The organism is Streptomyces lavendofoliae (genome assembly GCF_014649735.1).
In the GTDB taxonomy this organism is placed as follows: Bacteria; Actinomycetota; Actinomycetes; order Streptomycetales; family Streptomycetaceae; genus Streptomyces; species Streptomyces lavendofoliae.
On record NZ_BMTP01000001.1, the window covers coordinates 523,738 to 537,231 of the forward strand.

Consider the following 13,494-nt stretch of genomic DNA (forward strand, 5'->3'; position numbering starts at 1 on the left):
ATCCCGTTCATGAATATGGACGCTAATCACAGCTGTGTACGACGCCTGGTTCAAGGAGCGCCCGTGACCTCAGCCCCGCTCGCCGGCCGACTCGACGGCCTGCTCTTCTTCCCCGTCACCGCGTACGGCCCCGATGGCACGCTCGACCTCGACGCGTTCCGCGCGCACGTGCGCGCCGGGGTCGAGGCCGGCGCCGGCGCGGTCTTCGCCTGCTGTGGCACCGGCGAGTTCCACGCCCTCACCCCCGAGGAGTACGGCGCCTGCGTGACGGCCGCCGTCGAGGAGACCGCCGGACGGGTGCCGGTCGTGGCCGGCACCGGGTACGGCACCGCCCTCGCGATCCGCTACGCCCGCATCGCCGAGGAGGCGGGCGCCGACGGGCTGCTAGCCATGCCGCCCTACCTCGTGGTCGCCGACCAGGAGGGGCTGCTGCGCCACTACACCGCCCTGGCCGGGGCCACCGGGCTGGACGTCATCGTCTACCAGCGCGACAACGCCGTCCTCACCCCCGGGACGGCCGTCGAGCTCGCCCGCCTCGACGGTGTCATCGGCCTCAAGGACGGCCTCGGCGACCTGGACCTGATGCAGCGCATCGTCAGCGCCGTCCGCGCCGAAGGACTCGAGCTGCTGTACTTCAACGGCCTGCCCACCGCCGAGCTCACCGGCCTCGCCTACCGGGGCATCGGCGTCACGCTCTACTCCTCCGCCGTCTTCTGCTTCGCCCCCGACATCGCCCTGGCCTTCCACCGGGCGCTCGACAACGGCGACGACGCGACCGTCGAGCGCCTCATCGACGGCTTCTACCGGCCGCTGGTCGAGCTGCGCGCCAAGGGCCGGGGCTACGCGGTGTCGCTGGTCAAGGCGGCCGTCCGCATGGGCGGCCTGGACGTCGGCGAGGTCCGGCCGCCGCTCAGCGAACCCGCGCCCGCCCACCTCGAGGAGCTGGCCGCCATCATCGGGCGAGGCCGCGCCCTGCTGGGGGACCCGCGGTGAGGACCTCCGCCTTCCTCTACCCCTGGGACGTCACCGGCGACCCGGACGCCGCCGCCCGGATCGCGGACCTCGGCGTCCGGCAGGTCACCCTGGCCTCCGCGTACCACTCCACCCGGGCCCTGACCCCCCGCCACCCGGCGCACCGCGTCGTCACCGCCGAGTACGCCGCCGTCCTCTACCCGCCGGACCGCTCCCGCTGGGCCGGCCGGGACCTGGCGCCGTACGAGGCGGGGGACTGGGCGCCCGGCGACGCGTACGGGGAGGCCGCCCGGGCCCTGGAGGCCGCCGGGCTGGAGGTGCACAGCTGGGTCGTCCTCGCCCACAGCTCCCGCCTCGGCGCCGAGCGCCCCGGCACCTCGGTGGTCAACGCCTACGGCGACCGCTACCCGTGGGCGCCCTGCGTAGCGCAGCCCGCGGTCAGGGCCTACCTCACCGCGCTGGCCGCCGAGGCGGCGGTGCGCCCCGGCGCGCGCGGCACCGAGCTGGAGTCGTGCGGCTGGTACGGGATGGCCCACCTGCACGCCCACGACAAGGTCGCGGGAGTCGCCCTCGGGGACGCGGCGCAGTACCTGATGTCCCTGTGCTTCTGCGCGTCGTGCCGGGCCGGGTACGCGGCGGAGGGCCTCGACCCGGACGAGCTCGCCGCGGCGGTGCGCCGCGCCCTGGAGCCGGTGTGGGCCTCCGGCGGGGCGTCCGGCACCGGGTGGCCGGCCGTGCGGGAGCTGCTGGGCGCCGACCTCGCCGCGGCCACGCTCGCGTGGCGCACCCGGGCCGCCCGCACCCTCCAGGAGGAGGCCGTCGCGGCGGTCCGGGCGGCCGCCCACCCCTCCTTCCGCGTCCTGCTGCACGCCGACCCCGCCCCGTACCGCACGGGCGCCAACGCGGGCGTGGATCCCGCGCACGTCCTGTCCGTCGCGGACGGCGTCGTCGTGCCCTGCACGGGCGGCGGCGCCGACACGGTCCTGCCGCCGTTCGCGGCCCACGCGCGCGGGGAGACCGTCCTGGCGGCCAACTTCACCGTGGTGACCGGCATGGGCGGCTCCCCGTCCACGCTCGCCGCCGACGCGGCCCGCGCGCGGGAGCTGGGCGCCACCGAATTGCGGCTCTACCACGCGGGCCTGGCCTCCGACCCGGACCTGACCGCCGTCAGGGCCGCCCTGCGCGCACTGGGGGCCGCCGGGGACTGAGCCCCGGCACGGCGGCCGTCACCGGACCCACCACCACCACCACCGTCGCGCGGCACGACACGCACGTCCGTCACCGCGACCGGGCCCGCTCGCAGCGGCAACGGCGCGGCACCCGCCGCCGTCCCGGCCGCCACCGCACCGGCGCCCCCATCGCGAACACCGTCAGCGCCGCCGGGGCGTCCGACCACGCAGGGACGTGACGCACAGGCCGGCCACCGGCCACATGCCGCCGAGCCGAAGCCGGAGACGACCACCCCGGTCGGACGCGGGCGTGCGTTCCGGTCCCGCGGCACCCGCCCCGTCGATCGCTGACCGCCGTCAGCGTGCCGGCCGGGGCACCCCGGTCGGATCGGGCGCCCCCGCGCCCCGGGCGAAACCCCAACGGACGTGTTTTGTCATAAGCGTTGACGAACTCCCGCCACCGCCCTAACTTCATCGCGTCGTACTTCGTACGTCATATATGAGACGCGATACGCGAGATATGAGAGCAGCCGCCCCTATGGCCTTCGCCGCCGCCCCCAGCCCCATCCCCTCCCGCACCCAGTACGTCCTGGAGGCGATCAAGCACGCGATCCTCACCGGACAACTGCCCCCCGGCAAGCCCCTGGTGGAGACCGAGCTGGCGGCGCTGTACGGAGTGTCGAAGACCCCGGTGCGGGAAGCCCTCAAGACCCTCGCGGGGACCGGACTCGTCGTCATGAGCCAGTACAAGGGCGCCACCGTCCGCACCGTGGACGCCGCCATGGCGCGCGAGGTGTACGACGTACGCCTGCTCCTCGAACCCGAGGCGCTGCGCCGGACGATCACGCGCCGCGCGTCCCTCGACGCCGCCGGCCTGGCGCTGGCCACCGCCGACACCGCGGCCGACCAGGCCGAGCGCTCGCTCGCCAACCGCGAGTTCCACCGCGCCCTCTACCTGCCCTGCGGCAACCCGCTGCTGGCCCGGATGCTCGACGAGGTCCGCGACCAGGCCGCCCTGGTGTCGACCGTCGCCTGGAGCGCCGAACCGTCCTGGCGCCGCGAGGCCGACGAACACCGGCGCATCCTCCACCTCGCGGAGGCCGGGGACGCCGACGGCGCCGCCCGCGCCCTGCACGACCACATCGCCTCCTTCGTCCAGCGGGCCTTCCCGGAGGACGCCCAGTGACCACGGAACAGGACAGCCGCATGGACCACGCAGCGCTGAGGTCGGCACTCGCCGACGTCGTCGCGATCCCCGTGACCCCGTTCGACGCCGAAGGCGGCGTCGACCGCGACACCTACCGCGCCCTGCTGCGCCGACTGCTCGACGGCGGGGTGCGGGCCGTCACCCCGGGCGGCAACACCGGCGAGTTCTACGCCCTCACCCCCGAGGAGCGCACCCTCGTCACCGAGCTGACCGTCGCGGAGACCGGTGACCGCGCCGCCGTCCTCGTCGGCGTCGGACACGACCTGCCGACCGCGACCGCCGCCGCCCGGCACGCCCGCGACCTCGGCGCCGGCATGGTCATGGTCCACCAGCCCGTGCACCCCTACGTCTCCCGCGACGGCTGGATCGCGTACCACCGCGCCATCGCCGACGCCGTCCCCGACCTGGGCGTCGTGCCCTACGTCCGCAACCCGCTCCTCGACGGCGCCACCATCGGCCGGCTCGGCGAGCTGTGCCCCAACGTCATCGGGGTCAAGTACGCCGTGCCCGACGCCGCCCGGTTCGGCGCCGTCGCCCGCGACGCCGGACTCGACCGGTTCGTGTGGATCGCCGGCCTCGCCGAGCTGTACGCGCCCGCCTACTGGACCATGGGCGCCACCGGGTTCACCTCCGGGCTGGTCAACGTCGCCCCGGCCGTCTCCCTCGCCATGCTCCAGGCGCTGCGCGCCGGGGACCAGCAGGCCGCCGCGAAGGTGTGGGAGCAGATCCGCCCCTTCGAGGACCTGCGCGCCGCCGACCAGTCCGCCGACAACGTCACCGTCGTCAAGGAGGCCCTGGCGGCCCTCGGCCTGTGCCGCCGCGACGTCCGCCCGCCCAGCCGCCTGCTGCCCGGACCGGACCGCGACCGGGTCGCCGCGATGATCGGGGGCTGGTCCGCATGACGCCCCGTACGCCCCGGGAACTGCGCAGCCACCAGTGGTACGGCACCGACGGCCTGCGTTCGTTCTCCCACCGCGCCCGCACCCGGCAGCTCGGCTACCTCCCCGAGGAGCACCTGGGCAAGCCGGTCATCGCGGTCCTCAACACCTGGTCCGACATCAACCCCTGCCACGTCCACCTCCGCGACCGCGCCCAGGCCGTCAAGCGGGGCGTGTGGCAGGCCGGCGGCTTCCCGCTCGAGTTCCCGGTCTCCACGCTCTCCGAGACCTTCCAGAAGCCCACGCCCATGCTCTACCGCAACCTCCTCGCCATGGAGACCGAGGAACTGCTGCGCTCCTACCCGGTCGACGGCGCCGTGCTGATGGGGGGCTGCGACAAGTCGACGCCCGCGCTGCTGATGGGCGCCGCCTCCGCCGACCTGCCGGCCGTCTTCGTCCCGGCCGGGCCGATGCTGCCCGGCCACTGGCGGGGCGAGGTCCTCGGCTCCGGCACGGACATGTGGAAGTACTGGGACGACAAGCGGGCCGGGCTCATCGGCGACTGCGAGATGGCCGAACTGGAGAACGGCCTCGCCCGCTCGCCCGGCCACTGCATGACCATGGGCACCGCCTCCACCCTGACGGCCGCGGCCGAGGCGCTGGGGATCACCCTGCCGGGCGCCTCCTCCGTCCCGGCCGTCGACTCCGGCCACGACCGGATGGCCGCCGCCTCCGGAATGCGGATCGTCGACCTGGTGCGCCAGGACCTCAAGCCGTCCGACATCCTGACCCGGGAGGCGTACGAGGACGCCGTGACGACCGTGCTCGGCCTCGGCGGCTCCACCAACGCGGTGATCCACCTGATCGCCATGGCGGGCCGCTCCGGCGTCACGCTCACCCTCGACGACTTCGACCGGATCGCCCGGACCGTGCCCGTACTGGCGAACCTCCGGCCCGGCGGCCGGCACCTCATGGAGGACTTCCACTTCGCCGGCGGACTGCCCGGGTTCCTCTCCCGCATCACCGACCTGCTGCACCTGGACCGGCCGACCGTCGCCCACACCACCCTGCGCGAACAGCTCGCCGGCGCGCTGGTGCACGACGACGACGTCATCCGGCCGCGCGACCGGGCGCTCGCGGACGAGGGCGGGGTGGCCGTGCTGCGCGGCAACCTCTGCCCCGACGGGGCCGTCATCAAGCACATCGCCGCCGAACCGCACCTGCTCAAGCACACCGGCCCCGCCGTCGTCTTCGACGACTACCGGACCATGCAGCGCACCATCAACGACCCGGACCTCGGCATCACCCCCGACCATGTGCTGGTGCTCCGCAACTCCGGGCCCAAGGGCGGCCCCGGCATGCCGGAGTACGGGATGCTGCCCATCCCCGACCACCTGCTCAAGCAGGGCGTACGGGACATGGTGCGGATCTCCGACGCCCGGATGAGTGGCACCAGCTACGGCGCCTGCGTCCTGCACGTCGCGCCCGAGTCGTACGTCGGCGGCCCCCTCGCCCTGGTCCGCACCGGCGACCTCATCACCCTCGACGTCCAGGCGCGCACCCTCCACCTGGACGTGACCGAGGAGGAACTCGGACGGCGCCGGGCCGAGTGGACCCGGCCGCCCGCCCGGTACGGCCGCGGCTACGGCGCGCTCTACAACGAGCACATCACCCAGGCCGACACCGGCTGCGACTTCGCGTTCCTCGCCAGGGCCGGCGAGGTCCCGGACCCCTACGCGGGCTGAACCGTCCTTCTCTGACCGGATCCTCTTGTCCGGCATGTCGAACACGATCCGGCAAGCGCTTCACCCCACGCAATGACGAACGGAGACATGTCATGGCCCAAGCCGCAGCCGTGGCGAAGCACCCCCGGGCCGGCCGGCGCCGCACGGGGACCGGAGCCGAACCACGCCGTCTGCCGTATCTGCTGATCGCCCCCGCCGGTCTGCTGATGCTGGGCTTCATCGCCTACCCGGTACTGAGCGTCTTCTACTACAGCCTGCAGAACTACAACGTCACCAAGCCCTGGAAGAACGGCTTCGCGGGCCTCGACAACTTCACCCGCGTCTTCACCGAGGACCCGCTCTTCTGGCCGACGCTCGGTTTCAGCGCCAAGTGGGTCGTCGTCCAGGTCGGCCTGCAACTCGCCCTCGGGCTGATGCTGGCGCTGCTGGTCAACCAGACGTTCGTCGGCCGGGCCGTCGCCCGCGCCCTGGTCTTCTCGCCCTGGGCCGTCTCCGGCGTCCTGACCACCACCATCTGGATGCTGCTCTACAACCCCTCCACGGGCATGAGCCGCTACCTCGCCGACCTCGGCATCGGGGCCTACGGCACCTCCGTGCTCTCCGACACCGGCACCGTCTTCTGGGCGGCCGTCGTCGCCGAACTCTGGCGCGGCGTCCCCTTCTTCGCCATCCTCATCCTCGCCGACCTCCAGTCCATCCCCAAGGACCTGTACGAGGCGGCGTCCGTCGACGGGGCCGGCCGGCTGCGGCAGTTCCTCCACATCACCCTGCCGCACCTCAAGGACGCGATCATCCTGTCCACGCTGCTGCGCGGCGTCTGGGAGTTCAACAACGTCGACCTGCTCTACACCCTCACCGGCGGCGGCCCCGCCGGGGTCACGACGACACTGCCGCTGATGATCGCCAACACCGGTATCGAGGGCCACGACTTCGGTTACGCCTCCGCGCTCACCACCGTCGCGTTCGTGATCCTCCTCTTCTGCTCGATCCTCTATCTGCGCCTGAGCAAGTTCGGAGGCGACCGCACATGACCGCCCAACTCGCGGAGAAGGGCACCCACGCGCGCGTGCCCGCGCCCCGGGGACCGCTGCCCCCCGCCCGCTCCCGCACCCCCAAGCGGGAACGCGCCTTCGACGACGTACCCCGCTGGCAGATCTATCTCCCGCTCGGGCTGTACCTGCTCTTCACACTCGTCCCCTTCTACTGGATGCTGCTGTTCGCGCTGCGCCCCGCCGGGTCGACCTCGCTCGTCCCGTGGCCCCTCACCTTCGAACACTTCGACAAGGTCTGGAACGAGCGCAGCTTCGCCGTCTTCTTCCAGAACAGCATGCTCGTCGGCCTCGCCACGCTGGTGACCACCACCCTGATCGCCCTGACCGGCGGGTACGCACTGGCCCGGTTCGACTTCCGGATCAAGAACGGCTTCATGCTGGCGCTGCTGTGCTCGCAGTTCATCCCGGGCGCGCTGATGCTGGTCCCGCTGTTCGAGATCTTTCGCGAGATGCGGATGATCAACTCGCTGGGCAGCGTCATCATCGCCGAGACCGTCTTCCAGCTGCCCCTGTCGATCATCCTGATCAGCGGATTCATCAAGAACGTGCCGGTCTCCCTGGAAGAGGCCGCCTGGGTGGACGGCTGCTCCCGGCTCCGCGCCTTCCTCGCGGTCGTCCTGCCCCTGCTGCGGCCCGGACTCATCGCGGTCGGCTCGTTCGCCTTCGTCCACAGCTGGAACCACTTCCTGTTCGCCCTGATGTTCCTCAGCCGGCAGGACCGGCAGACCATCCCCGTCGGCCTCAACACCCTCATCGGCTCCGACAGCGTCGACCTGGGCGCCCTGGCGGCGGGCGGAGTCATCGCCGCCGTCCCCGTGGTCATCGTCTTCGCGTTCATCCAGAAGTGGCTCATCACCGGCTTCAGCGCCGGAGCGGTGAAGGGCTGACCCATGACCCCGATCCCCCTCGTCCTCGCGGGCGCCCGAGGCCACGGCCGGTGGCACCTGGACAACATCCGGCGCCTCCAGCGGCACGGCGCGGTACGGCTCGTGGGCGTCTGCGAGCTGCGGCCGCTCGACGCCGCCGCACTCGACGGCTTCGACGGCGTGGCGCAGTCCTCCGACTTCGCCGGCCTCCTGGACACCACCGGCGCGGGCATCGCCGTCATCTGCACCCCCATCGACACCCACACCACGCTCGCGCTCACCGCGGCCCGGCGCGGAACGCACGTCCTGCTGGAGAAACCGCCCGCCCCCTCCTGGGCGGAGTTCCGGCGCCTGGCCGACGGGGTACGGCAAGCCGGCACCGCCTGCCAGATCGGCTTCCAGTCCCTCGGCTCCCACGCCCTGCCCGCCATCGCCGACCTCGTCGCCGCCGGCACCATCGGCGAGGTCACCGGCATCGGGGCCGCCGGTGCCTGGGCCCGTGACGAGGCGTACTTCCGGCGCTCCCCATGGGCCGGGAAACGGCGCCTGGACGACGGTACGGACGTCGTCGACGGCGTCCTCACCAACCCCCTGGCCCACGCCGTGGCCACCGCCCTCGCCCTCGACGGCAGCACGCGCGCCGAGGACGTCACCGGCATCGCGCTCGAACTCGCCCGCGCCAACGACATCGAGGCCGACGACACCTCCTGCGCCCGGATCACCACGACACGCGGCACGCCCGTCACCGTCGCCGTGACCCTGTGCGCCGAGGAGCCCGGAGAGCCGTACGTCGTCGTCCACGGCAGCCACGGCCGCGTCACCCTCTGGTACAAGCAGGACCGGGTCCTGCTCCAGCGCGCCGGGCACGGCCCCGAGGAGACCCTCCACGGCCGCACCGACCTGCTGGAGAACCTGGTCGCCCACCTGCGCGACGGCGCCGGCCTGCTCGTACCGCCGGAGCGCACCGGCGCCTTCATGCGGCTCGTCGACGCCGTGCGCACCGCCCCCGAACCGCGCCGGCTCCCCGAGGGCACCTGGTACGCCGACGGGAACCGCCGCGTGGTCAAGGGCGTCGACGCGCTCGTCCGGGCGAGCGCCGACACCCTGTCCCTCTTCTCCGAGCTCGACCGGCCCCGACCCGGCCTCCCCGGACTGGAGAACTCCCCATGACCGTCCTCCTGCACTGCGCCGGACGCCCCGTCGCCCGCTACCTCCACCGGCCCGACCTCGCCACCGGCCTCTCGCCCCGCCCCTACCTCCACCCCGTCACCACCCCCGGGGGCACCCCGGTCACCGAGGAACGCCCCGACGACCACCTCCACCACCTGGGCGTCTCCGTCGCCGTCCCCGACGTGGCGGGCCACAACTTCTGGGGCGGTCGCACCTTCGTACGCGGCCGGGGACCCACCGCCCTGGACAACCACGGCGTCCAGCACCACGACGACTGGAAGCTGCGCGACCCCGACGGCTTCGTCGAGGACCTCACCTGGCGCGCCGCGGGCCGCGAGCTGCTGCGCGAACGCCGCACCGTCTCCACCGCCGGACTGACCCCCACCGCCTGGGCGCTGGACTTCACCTTCTCGCTCACCAACCCGGGCCCCGAGGACCTCTCCCTGGGATCCCCCGCCACCAACGGCCGCCCCGGCGCCGGCTACGGCGGATTCTTCTGGCGCGCCCCCAAGGAGGCCGGCGCTCCGGCCGTCTTCACCCGGGACGCCGACGGCGAGGAGGCCGTCCACGGACGGACCGCCGACTGGCTGGCCCTCCGGGGCGCGACGTGGACGCTGATCTTCGCCGGCGCCACCGACGACACCCGCCGCGACCCGTGGTTCGTGCGCACCGAGGAGTACCCCGGCGTCGGTTCCTCCCTCGCCTGGCGGGAGCGGCTCACGGTGCCGGCCGGGACGACCGTCGTCCGCCGGGTGGTCACCGTCGTCGCCGACGGCGCCCCCGACCGGGGCGAGGCCGCCGCCCTCGTACGGAAGGCCCTGTCATGACACCCGTGTGGACCGCCGACCTCGGCGACGGCACCTACCGCAACCCGGTCCTGAACGCCGACTGGTCCGACCCGGACGTCGTCGCCGTGGGCGAGGACTTCTACCTCACCGCGTCCAGCTTCGGCCGCGCCCCCGGGCTGCCCCTGCTGCACTCCCGCGACCTGGTCAACTGGTCGCTCGTCGGGCACGCCCTCGACCGGCTGGAGCCCGCCGCCGAGTTCGCCGCGCCCCGCCACGACCGGGGCGTGTGGGCGCCCTCCCTGCGGCACGCCGACGGCCGGTTCTGGATCTTCTGGGGCGACCCCGACCACGGGATCCACCAGATCAACGCCGAGCGCGTGGAGGGCCCGTGGAGCGAGCCGCACCTGCTCAAGGCGGGCAAGGGACTGATCGACGCCTGCCCCCTGTGGGACGACGAGACCGGAGAGGCGTACCTCGTGCACGCCTGGGCCAAGTCCCGGTCGGGTGTGAAGAACCGGCTCACCGGCCACCGGATGAGCCGGGACGGCCGCACCCTCCTCGACGACGGCGAGGTCGTCGTCGACGGGGACCGCATCCCCGGCTGGTTCACCCTGGAGGGGCCCAAGCTCTACCGGCACGGCGGCTGGTTCTGGATTCTCGCCCCGGCCGGGGGAGTGGACACCGGCTGGCAGGGCGCCTTCCGGTCGCGGGACTTCTTCGGCCCGTACGAGGGGAGGACCGTCCTCGCGCAGGGCTCCACCGACGTCAACGGCCCGCACCAGGGCGGGTGGGTGCGCACACGGGCGGGCGAGGACTGGTTCCTGCACTTCCAGGCGCGCGGAGCGTACGGCAGGGTCGTCCACCTCCAGCCGATGACGTGGGACGCGGACGGCTGGCCCGTGCTCGGCGACAACGGCGAGCCCGTGCGCGTCCACCGCAAGCCGATCGCCCCGCCGCAGCCCGTGGAGGCGCCCGCCACCGACGACGCGTTCCCGGGCGGGCGGTACGGGCGGCAGTGGCAGTGGACGGCCAACCCTCCCTCGGACTCCCGGCCTCGTTCGAGCAGCGGGTACCCCGACGGCGGGTGGACCGCCGAGCACGGCGGTGACGGGCTGCGGCTGGCCTGCGTGCGGAGCGCCGACGCCGGTGACCTGCGCCTGCTGCCGAACGTGCTCACCCAGCGCCTGCCCGCCGAGACGTTCACGGCGGAGGTCTCCCTGGAGCTGGAGGCCACCGGGGCCGGAGCCCGCGCCGGGCTCGCCGTCCTGGGCGACGCCTTCTCGTGGATCGGGCTGGAGCGGGGCGTGGACGGCCGGCTCCGGCTGGTCCACCGGTTCGCCGAGGCGGTCGCCGAGCACGAGCGGGACGCGGCGCACGCGCGCGTGGTGCCGGACTCCACGGGCGGGCGGGTCCGGCTGCGCGTCGAGGTGTCGGCGGGCGCCCGCTGCCGGTTCCACGCCGACACCGGCGACGGCTGGCGGCCGTCGGGGCCGGTCTTCGCCGCCACGCCCTGGCGCTGGGTCGGCGCCCTGCTCGGCCTGTTCGCGGTGGCTCCCCCGGGACAGGGGAGCGCCGGGACGGCCACGTTCACCCGGTTCCACGTCACCTGACCATACCCGTTACGCCTCTTCGTCGATCGGAGCCGCCATGCGACTACGTAGCAAGCGCTTGCCGACCAGGGTGTCGGCCACCGTGACCGCACTCGTCGCCGTCCTCGCGCTCGGCGCGGTGACCCCCGCCGAGGCCGCGCCGCCCGCGCCCCGCCCCCCGGCGGCGGACCGCTGGGCCGACCGGCCCCACGGCTTCGCCTCCCTGGCCGGCGGGACCACCGGCGGCCGGGGCGGCAAGGTCGTCACCGTCCGCACCCAGGCCGACCTGGCCCGGTACGCGGGTGCCGCCGAGCCCTACGTCATCCGGGTCGCCGGCGCCATCGACGTCGAGCCCTTCGGGTCGTCGGTCACCGTCGCCTCCGACAAGACGATCGTCGGCGTCGGCACCACCGGCGAGATCGTGCACGGCGAGCTCCAGCTCAAGCCGGGCACGCACAACGTCATCATCCGCAACCTCACGATCCGCGACTCCTACGTCGAGGGCGATTGGGACGGCAAGACCAGCGACTTCGACGGCATACAGATGGACTCCGTCCACCACGTCTGGATCGACCACAACCGCTTCACGCACATGGGGGACGGGCTGCTCGACGTCCGCAAGGACAGCCAGTACGTCACCGTCTCGTACAACCGCTTCGACAACCACAACAAGGCGTTCGGCATCGGCTGGACGGACAACGTCACCACACAGATCACCATCGACCACAACTGGTTCAGCGGCACCAAGCAGCGCAACCCCTCCGCCGACAACTGCGCCTACGCCCACCTCTACAACAACTACCTCTCCGCCCAGGTCACCGACGGCGATCCGGTGTGGTCCTACGGGAACTGGGCCCGCGGCCGCACCCGCATGGTCATCGAGAACAGCTACTACGAGGGTGTCCAGCACCCGTACCAGGCCGACGCCACGGCCGAACTGGTGGAGCGTGGCTCCGTCCTGAGGGGCACCACCGGCCGCCACGACGAGTGGGGCGCGGCCTTCGACCCGCGCGCCTTCTACGCCTACCGGCTCGACCCGGCCGCCGCCGTACCCGCGCTGGTGAAGCGTTTCTCCGGGCCGCAGAAGAACCTCGGCACCGACACCGTGCTCGACGTGCCCGCCGCGTACCCCACCGTGCAGGCCGCCGTGGACGCCGTCCCGGCCGGCAACGACGGGCGCGTCACCGTCCGGATCGCCCCCGGCACGTACCGGGAGAAGGTCCGCGTCCCCGCGGACAAGCCGCGGCTCACCTTCCAGGGCACGGGCCGGGACCGCTCCGGCACCGTGATCGTGTACGACACGCCCAACGCCTACGGGGGCTCCTCCGGCAGCGCCACCGTCCTGATCGCCGCCTCCGACGTCACCGCCCGCAACCTCACCTTCGTCAACGACTTCGACGAGGCGGCGGTCGAGCTGAACGCCGAGCAGGCGCTGGCGATGAAGACCACCGGTGACCGGATCGTCTTCGAGAACACCGCCTTCAAGGGCAACCAGGACACCCTGATGACCGACAGCCCCCGGCTGGACGTCCTCAGCCGGGTCTACATCCGCGACTCCTACATCGAGGGCGACGTCGACTTCGTCTACGGCCGGGCCACCACCGTCATCGACCGCTCCCTGATCCGGGCGCTGAGCCGCGGCTCGGCCACCAACAACGGGTACGTCACCGCCGCCAGCACCTGGAAGGACAACCCGTACGGCTTCCTGATCACCGGCTCCCGGATCGTCAGCGACGCCCCGGCCGGCTCCTTCCACCTCGGCCGGCCCTGGCACCCCAGCGGCAACCCGGACGCGGTCGGCCAGGTGCTGATCCGGGAGACCGAACTGCCCGCGGCCATCAAGTCCTCGCCCTGGACCGACATGGGCGGCTTCTCGTGGCGCGACGCCCGCTTCGCCGAGTACCGCACCTACGGCCCCGGCGCGGCCGTCACCCCCGACCGCCCGCAGATGTCCGACACCGACGCCGCCCGCCACGAGGTCGCCGACTACCTCGCGGGTCCGGACGGCTGGGCCCCGCACACCTCCCGCACCCGCACGCACGGAGAAAAGAGCTGATC

11 protein-coding genes are annotated in these 13,494 nt (G+C 73.2%); all 11 read left to right on the forward strand.

Going from position 1 to position 13,494, the window contains the following annotated elements; all coding sequences use genetic code 11:
- The first annotated feature begins 63 nt into the window (after positions 1-63).
- The 11 genes from IE109_RS02360 to IE109_RS02410 all read left to right on the forward strand — a co-directional run bounded on the left by IE109_RS02360 (position 64) and on the right by IE109_RS02410 (position 13,492).
- Complete coding sequence (locus tag IE109_RS02360; RefSeq protein ID WP_189548703.1) at positions 64-993, forward strand: 5-dehydro-4-deoxyglucarate dehydratase; 930 nt, start codon at positions 64-66, stop codon at positions 991-993.
- Positions 990-2,180 carry a hypothetical protein gene (locus tag IE109_RS02365; RefSeq protein WP_189548704.1) on the forward strand — a complete coding sequence of 397 codons (1,191 nt, stop codon included), beginning with the start codon at positions 990-992 and terminating at the stop codon, positions 2,178-2,180. The genes IE109_RS02360 and IE109_RS02365 overlap by 4 nt, the downstream gene beginning before the upstream one ends.
- 499 nt (positions 2,181-2,679) lie before the next feature.
- Positions 2,680-3,327 carry a GntR family transcriptional regulator gene (locus IE109_RS02370; protein ID WP_189548705.1) on the forward strand — a complete coding sequence of 216 codons (648 nt, stop codon included), beginning with the start codon at positions 2,680-2,682 and terminating at the stop codon, positions 3,325-3,327.
- A 20-nt stretch (positions 3,328-3,347) separates the two neighbouring features.
- Positions 3,348-4,250, forward strand: a complete 903-nt coding sequence (locus tag IE109_RS02375; RefSeq protein ID WP_189548706.1) for a dihydrodipicolinate synthase family protein — start codon at positions 3,348-3,350, stop codon at positions 4,248-4,250.
- Complete coding sequence (gene araD, locus IE109_RS02380) at positions 4,247-5,971, forward strand: L-arabinonate dehydratase (protein ID WP_189548707.1); 1,725 nt, start codon at positions 4,247-4,249, stop codon at positions 5,969-5,971. Before IE109_RS02375 ends, araD begins: the two co-directional genes overlap by 4 nt.
- 92 nt (positions 5,972-6,063) lie before the next feature.
- Positions 6,064-7,002, forward strand: coding sequence for a carbohydrate ABC transporter permease (locus IE109_RS02385; RefSeq protein ID WP_189548708.1), 939 nt, complete (start codon positions 6,064-6,066; stop codon positions 7,000-7,002).
- Positions 6,999-7,910, forward strand: coding sequence for a carbohydrate ABC transporter permease (locus tag IE109_RS02390; RefSeq protein WP_189548709.1), 912 nt, complete (start codon positions 6,999-7,001; stop codon positions 7,908-7,910). The genes IE109_RS02385 and IE109_RS02390 overlap by 4 nt, the downstream gene beginning before the upstream one ends.
- 3 nt (positions 7,911-7,913) lie before the next feature.
- Positions 7,914-9,059 carry a Gfo/Idh/MocA family protein gene (locus IE109_RS02395; RefSeq protein WP_189548710.1) on the forward strand — a complete coding sequence of 382 codons (1,146 nt, stop codon included), beginning with the start codon at positions 7,914-7,916 and terminating at the stop codon, positions 9,057-9,059.
- Positions 9,056-9,886 (forward strand): DUF6807 domain-containing protein, encoded by an 831-nt coding sequence (locus tag IE109_RS02400; RefSeq protein WP_189548711.1) that lies wholly within the window; start codon positions 9,056-9,058, stop codon positions 9,884-9,886. The genes IE109_RS02395 and IE109_RS02400 overlap by 4 nt, the downstream gene beginning before the upstream one ends.
- A complete protein-coding gene (locus tag IE109_RS02405) occupies positions 9,883-11,457 on the forward strand; it encodes a glycoside hydrolase family 43 protein (protein WP_189548712.1) in 1,575 nt (524 codons plus the stop codon). Before IE109_RS02400 ends, IE109_RS02405 begins: the two co-directional genes overlap by 4 nt.
- 37 nt (positions 11,458-11,494) lie before the next feature.
- On the forward strand, positions 11,495-13,492 hold the full coding sequence (locus IE109_RS02410) for a pectinesterase family protein (RefSeq protein ID WP_189548713.1): 1,998 nt from the start codon (positions 11,495-11,497) through the stop codon (positions 13,490-13,492).
- Positions 13,493-13,494 lie beyond the last annotated feature (2 nt).

Coding starts and splice junctions, on each gene's coding strand:
- IE109_RS02370 (WP_189548705.1), top strand. CDS start 2,680: ATGGCCTTCGCCGCCGCCCCCAGCCCCATCCCCTCCCGCACCCAGTAC.
- IE109_RS02375 (WP_189548706.1), top strand. CDS start 3,348: ATGGACCACGCAGCGCTGAGGTCGGCACTCGCCGACGTCGTCGCGATC.
- araD (WP_189548707.1), top strand. CDS start 4,247: ATGACGCCCCGTACGCCCCGGGAACTGCGCAGCCACCAGTGGTACGGC.
- IE109_RS02385 (WP_189548708.1), top strand. CDS start 6,064: ATGGCCCAAGCCGCAGCCGTGGCGAAGCACCCCCGGGCCGGCCGGCGC.
- IE109_RS02390 (WP_189548709.1), top strand. CDS start 6,999: ATGACCGCCCAACTCGCGGAGAAGGGCACCCACGCGCGCGTGCCCGCG.
- IE109_RS02395 (WP_189548710.1), top strand. CDS start 7,914: ATGACCCCGATCCCCCTCGTCCTCGCGGGCGCCCGAGGCCACGGCCGG.
- IE109_RS02400 (WP_189548711.1), top strand. CDS start 9,056: ATGACCGTCCTCCTGCACTGCGCCGGACGCCCCGTCGCCCGCTACCTC.
- IE109_RS02405 (WP_189548712.1), top strand. CDS start 9,883: ATGACACCCGTGTGGACCGCCGACCTCGGCGACGGCACCTACCGCAAC.
- IE109_RS02410 (WP_189548713.1), top strand. CDS start 11,495: ATGCGACTACGTAGCAAGCGCTTGCCGACCAGGGTGTCGGCCACCGTG.